The sequence below is a fragment of the Wolbachia endosymbiont (group A) of Anoplius nigerrimus genome, from assembly GCF_947251795.1.
Taxonomy (GTDB): Bacteria; Pseudomonadota; Alphaproteobacteria; order Rickettsiales; family Anaplasmataceae; genus Wolbachia.
In genome coordinates, this window is the sequence record NZ_OX366385.1 from 932127 (window position 1) to 952428 (window position 20302).

At 34.4% G+C, this 20302-nt stretch carries 26 protein-coding genes, 1 tRNA gene, 1 other RNA gene and 4 pseudogenes; 13 read left to right on the top strand and 19 right to left on the bottom strand.

Annotation, left to right across the window (positions count from 1 at the left end):
• The first annotated feature begins 43 nt into the window (after positions 1–43).
• Complete coding sequence (locus OPR26_RS04920) at positions 44–220, top strand: hypothetical protein (RefSeq protein WP_265015644.1); 177 nt, start codon at positions 44–46, stop codon at positions 218–220.
• A 58-nt stretch (positions 221–278) separates the two neighbouring features.
• Here OPR26_RS04920 and OPR26_RS04925 read toward each other — a convergent pair whose 3' ends face one another.
• Positions 279–1031 (bottom strand): IS5 family transposase, encoded by a 753-nt coding sequence (locus OPR26_RS04925; RefSeq protein ID WP_264702259.1) that lies wholly within the window; start codon positions 1029–1031, stop codon positions 279–281.
• 241 nt (positions 1032–1272) lie between these two features.
• Between OPR26_RS04925 and OPR26_RS04930 the strand changes: the two genes are divergently transcribed.
• Positions 1273–1569 (top strand): hypothetical protein, encoded by a 297-nt coding sequence (locus tag OPR26_RS04930; RefSeq protein ID WP_265015645.1) that lies wholly within the window; start codon positions 1273–1275, stop codon positions 1567–1569.
• 377 nt (positions 1570–1946) lie between these two features.
• A pseudogene (locus OPR26_RS07520) lies at positions 1947–2848 on the top strand (IS5 family transposase).
• Between the two features lie 139 nt (positions 2849–2987).
• On the opposite strand, the gene rsfS reads toward OPR26_RS07520, so the two are convergent.
• The gene (gene rsfS / locus OPR26_RS04945) at positions 2988–3305 is read right to left on the bottom strand and encodes a ribosome silencing factor (protein WP_253302021.1); all 318 of its coding nucleotides are present in this window, start codon (positions 3303–3305) and stop codon (positions 2988–2990) included.
• Between the two features lie 180 nt (positions 3306–3485).
• On the opposite strand from rsfS, the gene OPR26_RS04950 reads away from it, so the two are divergent.
• The 5 genes from OPR26_RS04950 (at position 3486) to OPR26_RS04970 (ending at position 6486) form a co-directional block, all read left to right on the top strand.
• On the top strand, positions 3486–4094 hold the full coding sequence (locus tag OPR26_RS04950) for an ATP-binding protein (protein WP_265015647.1): 609 nt from the start codon (positions 3486–3488) through the stop codon (positions 4092–4094).
• Between the two features lie 34 nt (positions 4095–4128).
• Positions 4129–4575: an RNA pyrophosphohydrolase gene (locus OPR26_RS04955; protein WP_406827623.1), complete on the top strand. Its 447-nt coding sequence runs from the start codon at positions 4129–4131 to the stop codon at positions 4573–4575.
• On the top strand, positions 4572–5381 hold the full coding sequence (locus OPR26_RS04960; protein ID WP_265015648.1) for a TatD family hydrolase: 810 nt from the start codon (positions 4572–4574) through the stop codon (positions 5379–5381). The genes OPR26_RS04955 and OPR26_RS04960 overlap by 4 nt, the downstream gene beginning before the upstream one ends.
• 220 nt (positions 5382–5601) lie before the next feature.
• Positions 5602–5991, top strand: a complete 390-nt coding sequence (locus tag OPR26_RS04965; RefSeq protein ID WP_265015649.1) for an IS110 family transposase — start codon at positions 5602–5604, stop codon at positions 5989–5991.
• 189 nt (positions 5992–6180) lie between these two features.
• Positions 6181–6486, top strand: a complete 306-nt coding sequence (locus OPR26_RS04970; protein ID WP_265015650.1) for an IS110 family transposase — start codon at positions 6181–6183, stop codon at positions 6484–6486.
• Here OPR26_RS04970 and OPR26_RS04975 read toward each other — a convergent pair.
• On the bottom strand, positions 6452–7204 hold the full coding sequence (locus tag OPR26_RS04975) for an IS5 family transposase (RefSeq protein ID WP_264702259.1): 753 nt from the start codon (positions 7202–7204) through the stop codon (positions 6452–6454). The genes OPR26_RS04970 and OPR26_RS04975 overlap by 35 nt on opposite strands.
• A gap of 78 nt (positions 7205–7282) precedes the next feature.
• On the opposite strand from OPR26_RS04975, the pseudogene OPR26_RS04980 reads away from it, so the two are divergent.
• A pseudogene (locus OPR26_RS04980) lies at positions 7283–7420 on the top strand (IS110 family transposase); the annotation flags it as partial.
• Between the two features lie 109 nt (positions 7421–7529).
• Here OPR26_RS04980 and OPR26_RS04985 read toward each other — a convergent pair.
• The 9 genes and pseudogenes from OPR26_RS04985 to OPR26_RS07525 form a co-directional block, all read right to left on the bottom strand.
• The gene (locus OPR26_RS04985) at positions 7530–8402 is read right to left on the bottom strand and encodes an IS982 family transposase (protein WP_265015652.1); all 873 of its coding nucleotides are present in this window, start codon (positions 8400–8402) and stop codon (positions 7530–7532) included.
• Positions 8403–8569: 167 nt separating this feature from the next.
• The gene (locus tag OPR26_RS04990) at positions 8570–9322 is read right to left on the bottom strand and encodes an IS5 family transposase (RefSeq protein WP_264702259.1); all 753 of its coding nucleotides are present in this window, start codon (positions 9320–9322) and stop codon (positions 8570–8572) included.
• A 224-nt stretch (positions 9323–9546) separates the two neighbouring features.
• Positions 9547–11661, bottom strand: a complete 2115-nt coding sequence (locus OPR26_RS04995) for an FtsK/SpoIIIE family DNA translocase (protein WP_265015653.1) — start codon at positions 11659–11661, stop codon at positions 9547–9549.
• Positions 11662–11940 (bottom strand): YggT family protein, encoded by a 279-nt coding sequence (locus OPR26_RS05000; RefSeq protein ID WP_265015654.1) that lies wholly within the window; start codon positions 11938–11940, stop codon positions 11662–11664.
• A gap of 161 nt (positions 11941–12101) precedes the next feature.
• Positions 12102–12392, bottom strand: a complete 291-nt coding sequence (locus OPR26_RS05005; protein ID WP_265015655.1) for a type II toxin-antitoxin system RelE family toxin — start codon at positions 12390–12392, stop codon at positions 12102–12104.
• Entirely contained in the window at positions 12367–12585 is a 219-nt protein-coding gene (locus OPR26_RS05010; protein WP_265015656.1) for a hypothetical protein, read from the bottom strand. The genes OPR26_RS05005 and OPR26_RS05010 overlap by 26 nt, the downstream gene beginning before the upstream one ends.
• 205 nt (positions 12586–12790) lie before the next feature.
• Positions 12791–13228 carry a ClpXP protease specificity-enhancing factor SspB gene (locus OPR26_RS05015; RefSeq protein WP_253302702.1) on the bottom strand — a complete coding sequence of 146 codons (438 nt, stop codon included), beginning with the start codon at positions 13226–13228 and terminating at the stop codon, positions 12791–12793.
• 22 nt (positions 13229–13250) lie between these two features.
• Positions 13251–13587: a transfer-messenger RNA gene (ssrA, locus tag OPR26_RS05020) on the bottom strand.
• A 103-nt stretch (positions 13588–13690) separates the two neighbouring features.
• Positions 13691–13821, bottom strand: a pseudogene (locus OPR26_RS07525) (IS3 family transposase); the annotation flags it as partial.
• A gap of 84 nt (positions 13822–13905) precedes the next feature.
• Here OPR26_RS07525 and OPR26_RS07380 point away from each other — a divergent pair.
• Positions 13906–14093 (top strand): annotated as a pseudogene (locus tag OPR26_RS07380) (hypothetical protein); the annotation flags it as partial.
• 117 nt (positions 14094–14210) lie between these two features.
• On the opposite strand, the gene OPR26_RS05025 reads toward OPR26_RS07380, so the two are convergent.
• Entirely contained in the window at positions 14211–14762 is a 552-nt protein-coding gene (locus OPR26_RS05025) for an outer membrane beta-barrel protein (protein ID WP_265015657.1), read from the bottom strand.
• A 555-nt stretch (positions 14763–15317) separates the two neighbouring features.
• Here OPR26_RS05025 and OPR26_RS05030 point away from each other — a divergent pair.
• Positions 15318–16070: an IS5 family transposase gene (locus tag OPR26_RS05030; RefSeq protein ID WP_264702259.1), complete on the top strand. Its 753-nt coding sequence runs from the start codon at positions 15318–15320 to the stop codon at positions 16068–16070.
• 68 nt (positions 16071–16138) lie between these two features.
• Positions 16139–16282 carry a TomO hydrophobic C-terminal domain-containing protein gene (locus OPR26_RS07530; protein WP_458694023.1) on the top strand — a complete coding sequence of 48 codons (144 nt, stop codon included), beginning with the start codon at positions 16139–16141 and terminating at the stop codon, positions 16280–16282.
• 61 nt (positions 16283–16343) lie between these two features.
• Here OPR26_RS07530 and OPR26_RS05035 read toward each other — a convergent pair whose 3' ends face one another.
• Together OPR26_RS05035 and OPR26_RS05040 are read right to left on the bottom strand one after the other, a co-directional pair.
• On the bottom strand, positions 16344–16628 hold the full coding sequence (locus OPR26_RS05035) for a DUF2610 domain-containing protein (RefSeq protein WP_064125056.1): 285 nt from the start codon (positions 16626–16628) through the stop codon (positions 16344–16346).
• Positions 16629–17000: a hypothetical protein gene (locus OPR26_RS05040; RefSeq protein ID WP_353273101.1), complete on the bottom strand. Its 372-nt coding sequence runs from the start codon at positions 16998–17000 to the stop codon at positions 16629–16631.
• A gap of 101 nt (positions 17001–17101) precedes the next feature.
• On the opposite strand from OPR26_RS05040, the gene OPR26_RS05045 reads away from it, so the two are divergent.
• A complete protein-coding gene (locus tag OPR26_RS05045) occupies positions 17102–18349 on the top strand; it encodes an SAM-dependent methyltransferase (protein ID WP_265015658.1) in 1248 nt (415 codons plus the stop codon).
• A gap of 124 nt (positions 18350–18473) precedes the next feature.
• Here OPR26_RS05045 and OPR26_RS05050 read toward each other — a convergent pair.
• From OPR26_RS05050 to OPR26_RS05065, 4 genes are all read right to left on the bottom strand, one after another.
• Positions 18474–18560: transfer RNA gene (locus OPR26_RS05050), tRNA-Ser, on the bottom strand.
• Positions 18561–18591: 31 nt separating this feature from the next.
• Positions 18592–19227: a DUF2163 domain-containing protein gene (locus tag OPR26_RS05055; protein ID WP_265015659.1), complete on the bottom strand. Its 636-nt coding sequence runs from the start codon at positions 19225–19227 to the stop codon at positions 18592–18594.
• Positions 19215–19967, bottom strand: a complete 753-nt coding sequence (locus OPR26_RS05060; RefSeq protein WP_264702259.1) for an IS5 family transposase — start codon at positions 19965–19967, stop codon at positions 19215–19217. Before OPR26_RS05060 ends, OPR26_RS05055 begins: the two co-directional genes overlap by 13 nt.
• A gap of 26 nt (positions 19968–19993) precedes the next feature.
• A complete protein-coding gene (locus OPR26_RS05065) occupies positions 19994–20251 on the bottom strand; it encodes a DUF2163 domain-containing protein (protein ID WP_265015660.1) in 258 nt (85 codons plus the stop codon).
• Positions 20252–20302: the final 51 nt, after the last annotated feature.

A 20302-nucleotide genomic window follows, 5' to 3' on the forward strand; every position in this document is an offset into this window, starting at 1 on the left:
GTTTTTAGTTGAGGAGTTTGACCAAATATTTTCAGATCTATTCATGCGAAAAACAGCTTTTTATAAGCAAATAGTGAGAGCTCTTTCTACTGGAGCTAAAGAACAGGAAGAAATTTGTACTGCTTTAGATATTGCAAGACATGGACGCATTTCTGAGTATCTATATGAGCTCGAGCTTGCCGGTTTCATTGCAAAGTTGGAATATACAAACGGGTACTGATTCACGACTCAGGAAGTACAGACTTCAAGATAATTATCTAGGCTCTGTGGACAAAATTTTAGAGAAGCCATACAAGAGCTCCAACAAAATTGAGAAAACCCATAAAAACCTCAGCAGTTTTATCAAATCTGGAAAAAATGCGCCTAAAATTTTTAATTTTACCAAAAAAACACTCAATCAAATGACGTTCTTTGTAGATATGCTCATCGTAATACCTTTGCACTTTTCGATTCCGTTTTGGCGGAATAACTACTGTACATCCCTTGTCTTCAAGACTTGTAACAAAGGCATTGCTATCGTAGCCCTTGTCAGCTACTACAGTAGAGTTATAGATACTTTCGGTCAACACTTGTGCCTGCGTAATTTCATTTCTTTGACCAGGAGTCAGAGTAAATTTAAGTGGATTTCCAAGTGCATCGACAAGCGCATGTATTTTAGTTGTAAAGCCACCTTTGCTCCTCCCTAAAGCTTCTTGATCCTTGGAGTTTTTTGTATATCCAGATGAACATGGATGGGCTCGGATGATCGTACCGTCGATTATAGCAACTTCTAAATCAGGCTCTTGTTTAGTATATTCAAGCAATTTTTTCCAGACATCTCTTTCACACCATCTTTTAAATCGCTTATGTATACTCCTGTAATTACCATAAGTTTTTGGTAAAAGTCTCCATTGGCAACCACTTCGCACTATGTACCACACTGCCTCTATGAATATTCTTAAACGTTTTTCATCTTTGCTGTGCATTCCTTTTACGCTTTTTATGAACTCTAAAATTTGTTTCCAATTTTCCTCTTTGATGTAATATTGCATATGGTAGTTTCTCCATTTTTTACCTATTAGGCTAAACTACCATCTTTTTCTCTCTTTTCATATTTTTTGTCCACAGAGCCTAAGGTTTTATCTAAAATATATTGAAAAAAATCTAGGAAAAATTAATCGTGACACCTACTCTAACTGAGATCTCCAGGAGAGTGGCATATAATTATTGGACTTCAGTTTGAAAATTTGGTGCTGAGCAATAGAAAGAGCATACATAATATCTTGAGAATTGATGAGCGAAAATCCATTTTTTCAGAGAAAGACAAGTAATAGTTCCGGTTGTCAAATTGATTACATGATTCAAACAAAGTTTAACACCCTCTACATTTGCGAAATCAAATTCTCAAAAAATAAAATCGGTCATTCAATAATACAAGAAGTACAAAAGAAAATAGATACACTAAAGCGTCCAAAAGGCTTTTCATGTCGTCCAGTCCTTATTCACGTTAATGGTGTGAGTGATGACGTTATAGATAGTGATTACTTTTCAAACATAATTGATTTTGGAGAATTATTGAATTGTAAGTAATTCTTGCTCTACTTTTTCAACTTTGTGTTGTTTAACATTGGAACAAGATTCCAGATGACATCTTTCATGAACTCTTACTATAACAATGTTCATACAGATGTGTGCCACGCGCTGGAATGACAGCAGTCCTACGTCATACCGTCGCGGTATCTCTAGATCCCGCTAACAAGCAGCGGGATGACGATTGTCAGGGTGTCATCCGAGTAGCCCCTTCTCCTGTCATTCCAGTGCTCCTTTTTTTGTTATCCGAGTAGCCCCTTTTTTGTCATCCCAGTGCGTGACACTGGGATGGCTTTGTTGCATCGCTCAAGTGAAAAGAACTGGCAGTTACTGACAAAATTCATTATAAATAGCCATTTAACTGTTGAAGAAAAAATATGCCACAAAAAATGAGAGTCAGTAACTGCCATGAATATAACAAATTTCTCCAAGAAAGAGGAAGCATTTTTTGTTATATCAATGACGCCATAGAAAATTGGTACGAGAATTGTCCAAAAATGCAGGGCGGCAACTATATTTATAGTGATAAAGTTGTGATTTTGGTGCATATAATCGTCAGTTTCTTTAGAATTGGTTTAAGACAAACAGTCGGGTTTATAAAAGGGTATTTGCAACAAATAGGAAGAGATTTGCAGCTATTCACAAGCATCAAAAGAAACTTAATATTAAGATAAATGATTGCAGAAAATAATATGGAAGATATCGAAATTGCTATAGATAGTACAGGTATCAGCATTTACAACAATACCCCTGAAGGAAAATAGCGCTGACAGAGTGGCTATGAACAGACAAGAAAATTGCATGTAATGTTGAATATAAACTGCAAAAAAGCCATAGCTGTAAAATACAGTAACGGTCTGATCACTATGGAGCTTGCGATTTGCTTAAAGAAGTTCATGTCATAAAAGCACTATATGCAGATAGGGCATATGATAGGCACAAGTTTTACAAATTGTGTCACGAATATGATATAAAGGCAAAAATTCCACCAATAAACAATGCGGCAGAACATCCAGAAATAGATTATATGTCTGACAGAAATGCTGCTATTAGGTTAATAAAATTATACGGTGAAGATGGCATGAAAGAATGGAAAAAAGAAGTAAATTATGGGAAAAGATCTTATATTGAAGGGTTTTTCTCAAGATTAAAGCAAATATTCGGATTTAGTTTTAGGAATAAATCTGAGGTTAATCGTGAGAAGGAACTGCGACTCAAGTGTTATTTGCTCAATAAATTCACTGACATTGGTATGGCTAAATTCGAAATGGCTACATGAATTTATCGTAAATTACTACCAGTATAAGGTGCGATGCAACAAAGCCATCCCAGTGTCAGCTACTCGGATGACACCTTTTCTTGGGGAGCTATCCTAAAGGTGCGATACTTATACAGTTGTACTTGAATGGCCCAGGCAATCAGTTCCATAACTCTTCTATTTTATAATACTCCCTTACTTCTGGCCTGAATATGTGAACCATTATGCCTTGAAAATTCAAAATCACCCAATTGCCTTCATCCATACCTTCTACATCTATTTTATCATGTGGCTTGAGGCTTTTTATTACGTGCTCAGCTAACGCTTTCACATGGCGACTTGAATCACCAGATGCAATAATCATATATTTTGCAATAACGGTTTTATTCTGCACATCAAAAGTTACTATATCATGACCTTTATTTTGATCTATTATCTCTTCAATTGTACTTCTTATCGATTCCATATCGCTAAGCATTGTTTACAGGTTATATGACTCATTTATAATTATATACTCAAAATTTCTAAATATGAACTATTTTCAACGCAACTGCTTGTTAAAGGTATTACCTGCATCTACTTTATCATCATGTTTTTAGCATGTACAATGTATATACTTTTATGTATAATTGAGAATAGCTTTCTACTAGTATTCATTATGGGCAAGACTCTCATCTACTTAATCGGCTTTCCAGGCAGTGGTAAGTTTGCTACTGCAAAGGAACTGTGTAAAATCATTGATGCAGTAATAGTAAGCAATAATCTATTCAATAATATTATATTTGATATTGTTAAATTACAAAACGCTGAAGTTCCAGATGAACTATGGGAAAAAATTTTTGCAGTTAGGGAAAATGTATTAGCAATACTAGAAAAACACTACATAAAATCAAAACATTATATATTTACAAATGCATTTGACCCCTATGATCAGAGAATATACAACTCTGTGGTAAATTTAAGTAAAAAAATGGATATGGAAATTCTTCCTGTAGTGTTACATTGTAATAACGAAGAACTAGCAAGGCGTATTCACTCAGAGGAGAGATGCCGGGAAAATAAAATTATTGATTCGGATTTTGCTATGAAAAGAATTGAAGGGAAAAGGCTATTTATACCGGAAGGTACACTTGAAATTGGTAACTCAAATTTAAGTGCAAAAGAAGTAGCAAAGAAAATTGTTGAAGAGATGAAGAAAGAAAAAAATGGAAAATTAATTAAAACTTCTATAACAAATAATTTAACAACAGGGGATGCTTGTGATTAAGCAGAAAAGTGAATATCGTCCTTGTGTTGGCATAATGCTATTTAACAAACAAGGACATGTCTTCATTGGAAAACGCTTTGATAGCGACTCTTATTGGCAGATGCCACAAGGAGGTGTTGATGATGGTGAGGAACTGGAACAAGCAGCGTTACGTGAGTTGCTAGAGGAAGTTGGTACTAATAAAGTAAAGGTTATAACTAAAAGCAAGGATTGGATATACTACAACTTGCCTGAAGAAGTTATACCAATATGCTGGAATGGAAGATATTCTGGTCAAAAGCAAAGGTGGTTCTTAATGAAATTTTATGGAGAGGATAAGGATATTGATATTAATTATACTGATCATCCAGAGTTCAAAGAGTGGCGTTGGCAAGGTATAGATAGTTTAGTAGTCAGTGCTATATCATTTAAAAAAGAAGTTTATAAAACAGTGATAGAAGAGTTTTCTTCTATAATAAAAGCCTCAACAATAAGCTCATGATAATAGATTCTCATTGCCACTTGATTTATTTTTCCGATGATGAAATACCAAAAGTAATTTCAAGGGCAGAGAAAAATGGTGTAAAGGTTTTGCATAACATATGCGTAAGCATTGACGATGTTCCTAAGTTATTAAAAATTTCTTCATCCTATGATCAAGTCTACTCCTCTGTTGGTATACATCCGCTTGATGCTGCTATAGAAAACGGTGAGTGTATACATGTTGATGAATTAGTTGAATTGACCAAGAACCAAAAGGTAATTAGTATCGGTGAAACCGGGTTAGATTTTTATAAATCTGACAACAAAGACAATCAAAAAAAAAGTTTTGCATCACACATAGAAGCAGCAAGAATAACAGGGTTACCTTTAGTTATTCACACTAGAAATGCTGATGATGAGATGATTGATATATTAAAATCAGAAATGAAAACTGGCACTTTTGGTGGAGTAATGCACTGCTTTGCTTCCTCTAAAGAGCTTGCTTATCAATCTATAGATTTAGGGTTATATATTTCATTTTCTGGAATCATTACTTTTAAAAATGCGAGCTTACTCAGAGGAATTGCACAAAATGTACCACGCGAGCGTGTTTTAGTCGAAACTGATGCGCCATATCTATCACCTGAACCTTATAGGGGAAAAAAGAACGAACCAGCAATGGTAAAATATGTTGTGGATTGTTTGGCAGAGTTATGGAATGAGTCACCCGATAAAGTAGCAGAAATAACCACAAGCAACTTTTTTAGGCTGTTTACGAAACTTGAGCTACAAGGAAATTCTATAAAACCATTGATTTGCTTATGAGCCTTATATGTTAAAAACAAGTCTTTATAAACATTAAAAAGTAATAATATAAGGATGTACAGAGAAGGGGAACCGTAAAAAGCCTTGGTCATAAGGACCGTTGTTTAGCAAGGTTCCCTTCTCTGGTTTATTATACTGACAGTTCCGAACAACTGATTGAGCTTTTAGGCTCGTATATAAGGGTGGAAAATGCAGTATACATTATTTTTATGGAGGAGTTATGAATTCATCAAATATCATTGCTGGCATTGATGTTAGCAAAACTAAACTAGATATTCACATCCATCCACTTGGACATCATAAAGTATTTGAGAATAACGTACAAGCTATTGATCAAATACTCGACTTTTTACGTTTGCATAATGTAAGCAAAGTTGGATTTGAAGCAACAGGTGGATACGAAAAACTATGCGCTTACACTTTACTAAGCAATGGCTTTGAAGTATATGTTATTCAACCAAGATGGGTTAGAGACTATGCTAAAAGCCTCGGTATTACTACAAAAACCGATAAAATAGACTGCAGTATCATTTCACGTTATATTAATAACACAGATATGCGTGTTACTCCTTTAACAGTTGATAATGGTAATATTGATTGCTTGAAATAAAAGCTATCTCGTAGGAACCAGCTAGTAGAAATAGCAAAAATACAAAAAACCCAAATCCAACAGGTAACTGATATATCTATAATCAAGCAGATAGAAGAGCTTCTTGCAATTTTACATAATCAAATAAAAACCTTAGAAGACGAGATAACTACATTTATTGATCAAAATCAAGAGCTTAAAAAAAAGTACGTGTCAATAACCAGTACACCAGGTGTAAGTAAAATCACAGCCATCACTTTGATTTGCTATTTGCCCGAACTCGGAACTCTTCAAAAGAAACAAATATCTAGCCTTGTCGGACTTGCACCTTTTAATCGAGATAGTGGTTTTAGTAGAGGAAAAAGGTGCATTCATGGAGGTAGATCACAAATTAGGACGGTTTTACACATATGTATTCTCAGTGCACAAAAAGTTAATTCTTATATCAAACCTTTCTTTACTAGGCTCTGTGGACAAAATTTTAGAGAAGCCATACAAGAGCTCCAACAAAATTGAGAAAACCCATAAAAACCTCAGCAGTTTTATCAAATCTGGAAAAAATGCGCCTAAAATTTTTAATTTTACCAAAAAAACACTCAATCAAATGACGTTCTTTGTAGATATGCTCATCGTAATACCTTTGCACTTTTCGATTCCGTTTTGGCGGAATAACTACTGTACATCCCTTGTCTTCAAGACTTGTAACAAAGGCATTGCTATCGTAGCCCTTGTCAGCTACTACAGTAGAGTTATAGATACTTTCGGTCAACACTTGTGCCTGCGTAATTTCATTTCTTTGACCAGGAGTCAGAGTAAATTTAAGTGGATTTCCAAGTGCATCGACAAGCGCATGTATTTTAGTTGTAAAGCCACCTTTGCTCCTCCCTAAAGCTTCTTGATCCTTGGAGTTTTTTGTATATCCAGATGAACATGGATGGGCTCGGATGATCGTACCGTCGATTATAGCAACTTCTAAATCAGGCTCTTGTTTAGTATATTCAAGCAATTTTTTCCAGACATCTCTTTCACACCATCTTTTAAATCGCTTATGTATACTCCTGTAATTACCATAAGTTTTTGGTAAAAGTCTCCATTGGCAACCACTTCGCACTATGTACCACACTGCCTCTATGAATATTCTTAAACGTTTTTCATCTTTGCTGTGCATTCCTTTTACGCTTTTTATGAACTCTAAAATTTGTTTCCAATTTTCCTCTTTGATGTAATATTGCATATGGTAGTTTCTCCATTTTTTACCTATTAGGCTAAACTACCATCTTTTTCTCTCTTTTCATATTTTTTGTCCACAGAGCCTAGATTATACAATCAATATAAAAAGCCATATAAAATTGCTTCCACCGCTGCTATGAGAAAGTTACTTTTACTTGCTAACTCTTTAGTCAGAGATGGCAGGGTTTTTACTGAGGAATACAGCCCTAAATCTGCTTAATTAGCAGAGTGTGGTTATGCTCTAATTGCGTAAAAGTCAATAATAATTTTTTATATCATTGAAAATATTTTTTGATATAAAATTCAACTCTAGTAACGCTAACTATGGATTAGGAGACAAAGAAAGTATTAGAAATAGAAGGTTTTTTATGTTTTAAAGAATATGAAATAAGGGTGGAAAAAATGTGAACTAAAAAATTAATAGGAGATCTATGGCGGGTATGCTCAATTTCCAATCTGTTTTTTAGGTAACCAAAGACGGTTTCAATAATAGATCTTTTTCTCAGAAAAATCTTCTCATTTAGCGAGATTAATGCATTTTTCATACCTTTTTTTATCTTGGTCACAAGCTTGAGATTTCTATCAAGTAGTTTCAAAAATAGATCTTTCTTAATATAGCCTTTATCTCCAAATAATAAACCCGCTAATTTTTTAGTCAGGTCTGGAACTGGTTTCCTATCGTCAACATTACCTTTTGTCAAAGTAACCCCTTGAATTTCACCTTTTTCATTGATTACCATATGTAATTTAAAACCATAAAACCAACCATAAGTGCTTTTTCCTATTTCAGCAATTCCGACAAAAACTTTGTTTTCTGAGATTCGCTTCCTATGACATGTTGCGATAGGTGTTGAATCGATATAGGAAATACCTGTCTCTTTTGCTTGCTCACATAACCATTGCAGCAGAATCGCTAAATACCATAAAACTCGCGGCTTTAACGCAATGAACCTATCATATGAAGGCAGTGTTGGAAAGTCTGACTTATGTAATAACTTTAGATAATATTGATAAAATGATTTAAAATTTTCATATCTAGACTGCTGATATAGTAGAATTATTGTTATAATTTCAGAATACTTTATTTCTGGCACTCTGGTAGGTTTTTTGTTATTAGACAATAGTCTGTTTGCAAAATTTTCATCTATTATTTTGCAATAATCATCTATAAAACAAAACAATTCTGTTATATTCTTGTTCATTGGGTAACCTCCTACTATCGCTAAAATACTGGAGTTTACCCTATTTCTCTCCCTCTCTCTATTCTCCTTCTAATCCATAGTTAGCGTTAATAGGGTTGTTATTGTTTGCATGAGTGTCCTTCTATAAAAAATAAAAACTTAAACACCTAGGCTCTGTGGACAAAATTTTAGAGAAGCCATACAAGAGCTCCAACAAAATTGAGAAAACCCATAAAAACCTCAGCAGTTTTATCAAATCTGGAAAAAATGCGCCTAAAATTTTTAATTTTACCAAAAAAACACTCAATCAAATGACGTTCTTTGTAGATATGCTCATCGTAATACCTTTGCACTTTTCGATTCCGTTTTGGCGGAATAACTACTGTACATCCCTTGTCTTCAAGACTTGTAACAAAGGCATTGCTATCGTAGCCCTTGTCAGCTACTACAGTAGAGTTATAGATACTTTCGGTCAACACTTGTGCCTGCGTAATTTCATTTCTTTGACCAGGAGTCAGAGTAAATTTAAGTGGATTTCCAAGTGCATCGACAAGCGCATGTATTTTAGTTGTAAAGCCACCTTTGCTCCTCCCTAAAGCTTCTTGATCCTTGGAGTTTTTTGTATATCCAGATGAACATGGATGGGCTCGGATGATCGTACCGTCGATTATAGCAACTTCTAAATCAGGCTCTTGTTTAGTATATTCAAGCAATTTTTTCCAGACATCTCTTTCACACCATCTTTTAAATCGCTTATGTATACTCCTGTAATTACCATAAGTTTTTGGTAAAAGTCTCCATTGGCAACCACTTCGCACTATGTACCACACTGCCTCTATGAATATTCTTAAACGTTTTTCATCTTTGCTGTGCATTCCTTTTACGCTTTTTATGAACTCTAAAATTTGTTTCCAATTTTCCTCTTTGATGTAATATTGCATATGGTAGTTTCTCCATTTTTTACCTATTAGGCTAAACTACCATCTTTTTCTCTCTTTTCATATTTTTTGTCCACAGAGCCTAGTTAATTAATATATTATAATTTTACATTCCCAATGTTTAAATTATTATTAAATTAACTGTCATTATGTATTGACCTTTTAATAATTTTGTTTGACTTGCTTTTTGAAAGTGCGGAAACTTAAATTAAGGTATTACAAGATTGTTATTCCACCAATATCTCTCTCTTCCCTGAGTAATTTGGAGCGCTGACAATACCTTCCTTTTCCATTCTTTCAACGATATTTGCAGCTCTGTTATAGCCTATTCTCAGCTGTCGCTGAATGTAACTGGTTGAAACTTTTTGATCCCTTTGAATGATGGCCACTGCTTGGTTATAGAGGTCATTTTCTTCATCCTCTGTTTCACCTTCTGATTCCACAGAAGAATTTTCATCTTCTTTGGTGATTTCCTCCATATAATTTGGCTCACCTTGCATTTTCAGATGATCAACTATATCTTGTACCTCATCATCGCTCACAAATGGGCCGTGAATTCGAATAATCTTACCACCAGAGGCCATATAAAGCATATCACCCATACCGAGTAATTGTTCAGCCCCTTGTTCGCCAAGTATTGTACGGCTATCTATCTTAGAAGTAACAGCAAAACTGATTCTTGTTGGAAAGTTTGCTTTTATCACACCTGTTATCACATCCACAGATGGGCGTTGTGTTGCCATTATGATATGTATTCCTGCAGCACGAGCCATCTGAGCTAAACGTTGAATAGAGCACTCTATCTCTTTGCCGGCAACAAGCATCAAATCTGCCATTTCATCCACGATCACTACAATATATGGAAATGTTTCCATTTTGATTGGCATTTTTTCAAACAGAGGTTTGCCTGTTGTTGAGTTAAAGCCAATCTGCACAACACGCTCCAATTCTATTCCACCATTCATCGCTTCTGTGATTTTTTGATTATAGTTTATAACATTGCGTACATTCAAATACGACATCATGCGATAGCGGTTTTCCATTTCTTTCACTATCCACTTAAGAGCGACTACAGCCTTTTTTGGCTCTGTTACCACTGGCGTTATTAGATGCGGTATTGCATCATATATTGAAAGCTCAAGCATTTTTGGGTCGATCATTATCATCTTACATTCGTCAGGACTTAATCGATAAACGAGTGAAAGAATCATAGTGTTAATCGCAACTGATTTACCCGACCCTGTGGTTCCAGCAACGAGCAAGTGGGGCATTTTAGTTAGATCTGCAATAACTGATTTTCCACTTATTTCTTTGCCAAGCGCAATTGGGAGATTTAAGTTTGCATTTTGGTATTCTGGGGATTCAAGCAAATCACGCAGCATTACAATTTCCCGTTCCTTGTTCGGCAACTCTATTCCCATAGCATTTTGCCCACGAATTATTGAAATACGTGCAGAGAGTGCACTCATCGAACGTGCAATGTCATCTGCAAGACCAATTACTCTTGCAGATTTCGTACCAGCTTGTGGTTCAAGTTTGTATAAAGTCACAACCGGCCCATAGCATACACTGATAATTTTTCCTTGCACGCCAAAATCACTCAGGACTTGTTCCAGCAGAGATAAATTTTTATTGCTCTCCATTTCATTCAGCTGCTTTCTCTGCAAAGACTCCTCTGCTTTAGAAAGTAAATGAATGCTTGGAAACTCGAACTCACTGAAAATTTCTTTGGTAGCTTTTTTCTGTCTTTCTTTTGGTTGTTGTTTAGTAGTGATTTTAGTTCTATGTTTTTCTTCTACTACTAATGGTGCAATTGAATACTCAGTAGTTTTATGTGATCTGAAGAATGGAACATTTACAAATAAGCAAGCTATTTTTTTGAATAGGAAAAATATAGAGTAAATTGTTCTCTTCCAACCAATTAGTCCTACAAGACCTATTGATGTTACTATCACAAATATATAAAACGGGCAGTTATTAATTAGTGTATTCCCTATTATTCCACTGTGTCTGTACCTTGCAGTGATGTCTAGCGAAAGTTGTGGTAATATAGCACATACCCCTAAATTGATTAATATTAAATAGAGAATTTTCAGCAGTATTTTTGCTGGCCTGAAGATCAACAAGTAAACTATGGTTGTAGCTATTGTAACACTAGTTAATCCAAGAAATTGAACCAATATATCAGCTAAATATGAACCTACTATTCCACCTAAATTTGTCACTTCCTTATTTGTAGCCGTGTTTAAGGAAGGATCTTTATAGTTGTAGCTAAAAACTGATATATATACATATATTAAAAGGGATAGATATATTGCTGATTTTAGATATTTTTTTAACATCTACCTAAAGTAGTAAGCTACTGTATATTTTACAAAGTGAATTGTTATTAGCAATATTATTATAGATAAATCTAATCCATTGAACGGTGGTATATATCTTCTAATAATCTTTAGTGGTGGATATGTCAATTGGTTCAAGATGTGCATTATGCTACTGACAATTTCATTATATATGTTCACCATATTAAGCTTAACCAGCCAGTTTAAGACAACCCAACATATTAGAATGAAGCTATAAAGATCAAGTAACGTGTTGAGTAGATATATGATTGGATGCATACATATCTATTACACGAAAGATATATAAAAGACAAGTATTTAGCCTTTTTAAACTCAAAATGTTATTTTTGCTGAACCAAAAAAAACTTCATTTTTTGAGCTGCACCTAAGGTAGGAGGAAGGAGTGGTGTATAAAAATATATACACCATTATAGTACATTTTATTTCTTCTTATAAGATTCTCTTCTGTGTTTTATTGAAGTGATAGTTACTATACGTTCTAAAGTATTTACGCGATAAATGATACGATAGTCACAAATCCTTAGTTTTTTTTGTCCTTTAAATTTACCTTGTAATGGTTCACCATTACCAATAGGATCGGTTGCAATACGTCCTCTTATTGCATTTTTAATCCTTAGTTTGATAGTTTCTGGAAAAGCTGATATGTCCTTTCGAATACTCTTAAGATATTTGATAGTGTACAGACTACTTCCAGATTTCTTCGCTATCATCTACCTCTTCCGCACCTGGAACATCGCGTTCAATAGCACGCTCAACTAATATTGTATCCTCTTCAAATTCGATTGCTTGTTGCATTAATTTTTCTGCTAGATCTTGAATGGATTTATTTCTTACTTTAGCTAATCCAGCAAGACACTCTAAAGTTTCTTTGCTGAAAGTTATACTAGTGTTTGGGTTTGCCATAGGTTTTACCAAAGTCTACTACTGTAACAATTATACAACATTTTTCTGAATTTTTCAATAAAGAAAGTTGATGATATGTAAGAAAAATTTTGCCATCTGCATTAATAAACAATTAAAGATTTAGCATATTTGTCTACCCTCTGTTCTATTACTTAAGTTAGACCACTTCTTTCTATTAATATTTTTTGTTTACAAAGATGAGCAATTACTCATCACGTAGTTGATCTATGGATATAATACTGCCGTTTGATAATTTTTCAGCACATTTTTCACTTTTGTATTCTTTATCAGAATCGATACTGATTTTGTCAAATATTAAAACATCTCCTGAAATTTTATCACGAAACTCACTAATAGCAAAAAACGGTATAGTAATTCGCTCTTGTTTTCCTTGAAAACTCAAACTGACGCTAAATTTATCCTCAGAAACTTTTAAATCATAGAATTGATGCTGTAATATAATAAGCATTTGAGTAGGGTATGACTTCTTCAAACGATCTGGCATGGTCACACCATTAAAATATGTGAAAAATAATATTTCTAAGTAAGGGGTAAAACCATTACCTGATATAACATCTAAAGTCTTTTTGATAACTTGAAACTTAGCAGGATTAAGCAATTTTTTGTAATCTGTTTGCTCCATATAACTTTCACATACATAAATTTTTGGGGAACTTCTGTTACCCGGCGTTCCCTGAACCGTGCTTATAGCAATGAAGTTATAGTGCTTAAATTAAGCAGCTATTGCAACATTGTCTTCAGCAGCAAAATTATCGTTTGCATTTAAATTATGAACTCTTAGCGGTGGTGTCTAACCGAGCAAAGCTACCATCTTTACTATGCATGTCGATCCTTATTCGTCCCCGTATAAATTAAAAAACATGGTGGAGACGCCGAGTACTGCCCTCGGGTCCAATACACCTATTACAAGGTAATTTTATTGCTATAGTACACAAAGTGTACATAGCTATTATATAGCAACATTAAATAAATGTCAAGATATTATGACCTTAAGTTGATTTATTGCTAAGACAAAATTAAGATTTCCAGTAAAAAATTCTGTGACCTTACCCAGAAAAAGTGGAGAGAAAGTTAAGAAAATTTTTTACAAAAAGAATGATGAATCATAATGTTCAGGAATGCAATAATTAATAGCAGAATGCCTACGCTGTTTTTTGTAAAAATTTCTATGTATTTAAATATAGCAGTTCTAGCTTGTTGAACGGAGTGCTTGGTGTACAGTTCCAAAGTGTGATGGTATGATATATAAGAAGTTACCATTGAAGGAGGAATTATGGTTACACCTTTACAACTTTGTTATATTACGCAAAAAGACTCAAAACTCTCAAAACCTTATGAATTTATATGTAACCAGTGGACACAAGCATCCTGAATTATTTATACTAAATCCATACCATCACACTTTAGACCTAGTTCTTTATTCATTCTCACAATCCGTGAACGGTTACAAATACTGGAGTTTACCCTCTTTCTTATCATTTTTCTAATCTATAGTTAACGTTCAAAACCATATTCGAAAAGTATCTCATATATTTCCAGATTTTTTTAATGCTGTTTATTTCATCCTCAACATTGTCTCTACCTTTATGAACTAAGTAGCAGCATTAAAAATTATAACGTATTCCTACCTCCAGAATTGCATCTGGTATTTGTTTTGCTTTTATACCACTTAGTTGCCCGCCTGCGGTAACACCAGCTGTACCAACTATCTGTGGAGCAATTTCATAATCAACACCAACCTTCAGTTTATAGGAAATAGAACCCAGTATTTTGTCTACTACTTCACCTTCACCAAGACTAAAAGGCATTACTTGTAGGTATCCTCCTAAACCTCCACTAACATATAGCTTAACGGGATCAATATCAAGGTCAGGGTAATAACGGTAATTTGCTAATAAGCTAGCCCCCATTTTCTTTTCTTCTTTACCAAACATATCACTTATGTCAGTGAGAACCTCAAGTTCAAACTTAGAGTTTTTGTCATAATGATAACCAAAAACAACGCTAGGTTTTATTTTTAAGCCACCACCCCATCCAGCACCAAAGTTTAAACCTGCATAGTACTGATCTTCTGACTTACTTGCACTATTATTAGCTGCACCTGCTAGAGATGATGTGAGCAACACAGCTAAAGCACATAATCTTTTCATTTTCATATAACTCCTCATACAAAAAAATATATAATGCATAAGTATATATCCTTTGTATTAAAAAAGATATAATCGCATGTTAAAAAAAAGTATAATCATAAAGTAAAGGATGTGCTACTCGGATGTATCCGTTCAGCAGAATGGCAAAATAGGTAGACAAGATAAACCAAAAAATCAAGAAAAAGTGAGTTTACAACAAATGGTGTCATTCCAGTCTGGAATCCAGCTTTTTCATAATCATCAAAACGTTGTATTTTAACATAAAACAGCTACTTTTATGCTTACCAACTTAATAAATTTCCTGGATTGTATATTAAATCAAAGTCGCAAGACTATAATGAGCAAGCTGTTAACTGGATTGATTGGGTATGGATCTTAGTACACTCCTAGCTAGAAAAAATGTAGTACGAACGGTAGGGGATCTAAAAGATTGAATCACAATCCTGTACAGCATTTGCATTATTATTTGATTATATTTCTAGGCTCTGTGGACAAAAAATATGAAAAGAGAGAAAAAGATGGTAGTTTAGCCTAATAGGTAAAAAATGGAGAAACTACCATATGCAATATTACATCAAAGAGGAAAATTGGAAACAAATTTTAGAGTTCATAAAAAGCGTAAAAGGAATGCACAGCAAAGATGAAAAACGTTTAAGAATATTCATAGAGGCAGTGTGGTACATAGTGCGAAGTGGTTGCCAATGGAGACTTTTACCAAAAACTTATGGTAATTACAGGAGTATACATAAGCGATTTAAAAGATGGTGTGAAAGAGATGTCTGGAAAAAATTGCTTGAATATACTAAACAAGAGCCTGATTTAGAAGTTGCTATAATCGACGGTACGATCATCCGAGCCCATCCATGTTCATCTGGATATACAAAAAACTCCAAGGATCAAGAAGCTTTAGGGAGGAGCAAAGGTGGCTTTACAACTAAAATACATGCGCTTGTCGATGCACTTGGAAATCCACTTAAATTTACTCTGACTCCTGGTCAAAGAAATGAAATTACGCAGGCACAAGTGTTGACCGAAAGTATCTATAACTCTACTGTAGTAGCTGACAAGGGCTACGATAGCAATGCCTTTGTTACAAGTCTTGAAGACAAGGGATGTACAGTAGTTATTCCGCCAAAACGGAATCGAAAAGTGCAAAGGTATTACGATGAGCATATCTACAAAGAACGTCATTTGATTGAGTGTTTTTTTGGTAAAATTAAAAATTTTAGGCGCATTTTTTCCAGATTTGATAAAACTGCTGAGGTTTTTATGGGTTTTCTCAATTTTGTTGGAGCTCTTGTATGGCTTCTCTAAAATTTTGTCCACAGAGCCTAGGAATAGCTGGAGTTATTTCAGAGATAACTATTGCGGTTTATTGAGAAATGTTAGCAGCAGGGGTAGCAGTTGCGGTTTGTTGTCTAGCTGTTGCAGCGATTATATACCTCTGTAGTGGACTTTTAAGCTCACTTAATAAAAAGCAAAGTAGCTGCGAAGCAATCAATAATCAATGGACATTATCTACGTAGTAGATATTGAGAACCAAAATAACCTGAGCTTCTCTCTGATTTTTCTGGGTAAGACAGTTTGCTATTTTTTGCTATCGCTTTTTTTATCATTATTACTAACCACAGTAATGGCATACGCACATAACTCTGAGAAAGAGACTCCATTTTCTTGAGATAGTTTATATAATTTTTGTAGACTTTCTTTTACTTTATTAGGAATATTCCCTCCACGTTCTTTTACAAGCCAGGAATCTTGATGATGAATTGGATGAGCATCACTTTTTGGATTTCCTATATATATTGCAAAAGGTGAACTTTGTCCTTTGAAGTCACATTGTACAGTAAATTTTTTTATAGATTCAGCCATCTAAAGACCTCTACTTTTCTTTTTGGTCGATTTTATAGCAGGTGGAAGAGGTGGTTTCTTTATAAAATCTTGTCTATTGACAACACTTTCTTTACCTTCCAAAGCTCGGCGAACATCAGCTCTGCTTAATTGCGACTCTTTTGCTACCTTCATTCCATGCTTTGCCATAATATTAGCATATGCTAGTACTTTTTTTACCAATTCTAGATCACCATCTAGCATTTGAACTAGCACTTGAAACACTTCCGCTAAAGTTAGTCCATCAGCATTTATAACCTTGTTTTCTATAAAATTGACAGCTTCTTCAAATTTGTATTCAATACTATCATCTTGAGGTATAAGGGCAACATAATCGGTGTTTTTGTCGTCCATAACTGAAGCACTATTACTCACAAACTTAAATTTATACTATATATATAAATATTCTACTATTTTATATTATGGCACGCTATAGTTAAACATTTATTAATAACATGCTCACTTATATACACGAATTAATTGACAAAAGTCAAGGATCAATATCCATCAGTGATTTCATGAATGCCGTTTTGTACCATGAAAAATACGGCTATTATACGAGTAGATTACCACTTGGTAAGGATGGTGATTTTACTACCGCACCTGAGATTAGCCAATTATTTGGTGAAGTAATTGCAGTTTGGATAATGCATACATGGGAAAAATTAGGAAAGCCATCAAAATTTTCTCTAGTTGAACTTGGGCCAGGTAAAGGAACACTCATTCACGATATAATAAGAGTCACTAAAAAATACAGCAGCTTTTTTAATTCAATGTTGATCCACTTGGTTGAAATAAGCCCTACTTTACGGAAGATACAAAAGGAAAAATTAAAAGGCTTAGGTGTTAATTGGCACAAAAATATTGACTACCTACCAGAACAACCAACCATTTTTTTAGCAAATGAGTTCTTTGACGCTCTTCCGATAGATCAGTTTGTATATCGTGATGAGGGGTGGTATGAAAATAGGGTGACAAAACAAGGCGATAACGGTCTCAAAATTGTGCAAACTGCTCAACCAGACTGGACTCCAGCATCAAGCACACAGCTATACGAACGTTGTGATACAAGGGTAATTCCCACCAAGAATGATGTCATCCGAGTAGCTTGGCACTGGGATCCAGAAAACTTAATTGTAAATGAGCACACTGAGCAGTTGTATAATAAACACTGGATTCCAGCGTCATTCACTGGAATAACACCACCTGCTACTCAAATTACCTGTAAATTGCAACGTTCGTACAATTATGCATCAAGCGCCGGAACGGCAAATGGAAAACTTTTTAATGGTGCAGTAGTGGAAGTATGTCCATCTGGAATTGAAATATTAAAAAAACTTGAGAAGAAGATATATAATAATAAAGGAGCTGCTTTGATTATAGATTATGGTTACGTATATCCTGGATATAAGAGCACTTTGCAATCGATAAAACAACATAAGTATGCTAATTTTCTTGAGAATGTTGGTAATAGTGATATTACTGCACTTGTAAACTTTCAAGCATTAAAAGATTCATTAAAACACGTAGATTGCGAGATTTTAACTCAAAGAGAATTTTTATATCTTTTTGGAATAAAAGAAAGAACCCAGGCTTTAATGAAAAGCGCAAGTGATGAACAAAAGAATAGGATCTTTAGTGAATTCTTAAGGTTGACTGAAAATATGGGCACTCTTTTTAAAGCAATGCTATTGATAGCATAGCTAAAGTAATTTATGTTATTGGGTAAGTTAAAAATATGATATAAATAAGATAAGAGGGAGCTACTCACTATAGGAATAGAGTTATGTGTGACCGAGGGTTTTATACCATTCTAGAAGTAATATGCGGAAAAGGGGGGATTCGAACCCCCGACATATTTTCATATGTGCACGCTTTCCAAGCGTGTGCTTTAGACCACTCAGCCACCTTTCCATGCATATTCATAATATTGAGAATTGTGCTGCTAAACAATATAAAAACCTGGTATATAGGGTTCACCACGAAAATTTACAGTATTGTTAAACTTGCTTCTGCAAGTTGGAAATGTTTTATCGCAACCTGCGAGTATTGAATATTTATCCCCAGCAAAAATTTGGTATGAAGGCGAAGTAAACAATGTAACTACTCTATTTTTATATTCTTTTACTATACCTTCAAACGCTGTTGAGCCAAAGAATTTCACTACTCCGTGCTTATAATATTCATCACTCTCAGTTAAATTCGTGTCTTCAAATCTTCTTTCGTCTATTACTTTAGTGATTGTACTTATTTTACTAAATTTTTTAGTATCGGCTTTACATTTATCATCACAAAATTTTGCTCTGCATGCAGGAGAGTATAATTCTGCTATGCTTCTCTCAAGCTTTGCTGAGAGCCCTCTAATTTCAACAATAAATCTTCCACTACTTAATGTCACTTTACCAAAAGTTCCTGAATGTAGATTCATTGTCCCCTGGGTCAAGTCTTTATAATTCACAAGAAATATCTCAATATTTGCAAAGTCGTACTTTCCTGATAAAACATCTTCTTCTTTAATATCAGCATTATTTAATATCCCCTCAATTTCTAGGCTCTGTGGACAAAATTTTAGAGAAGCCATACAAGAGCTCCAACAAAATTGAGAAAACCCATAAAAACCTCAGCAGTTTTATCAAATCTGGAAAAAATGCGCCTAAAATTTTTAATTTTACCAAAAAAACACTCAATCAAATGACGTTCTTTGTAGATATGCTCATCGTAATACCTTTGCACTTTTCGATTCCGTTTTGGCGGAATAACTACTGTACATCCCTTGTCTTCAAGACTTGTAACAAAGGCATTGCTATCGTAGCCCTTGTCAGCTACTACAGTAGAGTTATAGATACTTTCGGTCAACACTTGTGCCTGCGTAATTTCATTTCTTTGACCAGGAGTCAGAGTAAATTTAAGTGGATTTCCAAGTGCATCGACAAGCGCATGTATTTTAGTTGTAAAGCCACCTTTGCTCCTCCCTAAAGCTTCTTGATCCTTGGAGTTTTTTGTATATCCAGATGAACATGGATGGGCTCGGATGATCGTACCGTCGATTATAGCAACTTCTAAATCAGGCTCTTGTTTAGTATATTCAAGCAATTTTTTCCAGACATCTCTTTCACACCATCTTTTAAATCGCTTATGTATACTCCTGTAATTACCATAAGTTTTTGGTAAAAGTCTCCATTGGCAACCACTTCGCACTATGTACCACACTGCCTCTATGAATATTCTTAAACGTTTTTCATCTTTGCTGTGCATTCCTTTTACGCTTTTTATGAACTCTAAAATTTGTTTCCAATTTTCCTCTTTGATGTAATATTGCATATGGTAGTTTCTCCATTTTTTACCTATTAGGCTAAACTACCATCTTTTTCTCTCTTTTCATATTTTTTGTCCACAGAGCCTAGATTATCAGTTTTTAAATCGCTGTTTAATATTATACTACTGGCTGTAAATCCACTTGAAGATTTATAGAGTATATTATCAATATTTAAATCTTCATCATAGTCAGTGAATCCCATTACTTCTCCACCTGCAAGCATTAATTTCCAGCACGTAGCAGTGGTAAGTAATTCTCCAGCTAAATGATTTTTTAGTGTGGTTTGCATAGGGGCCTCCTATAAATAATGGTAGAGAAAAATAAGTAGTAGCTACAATGA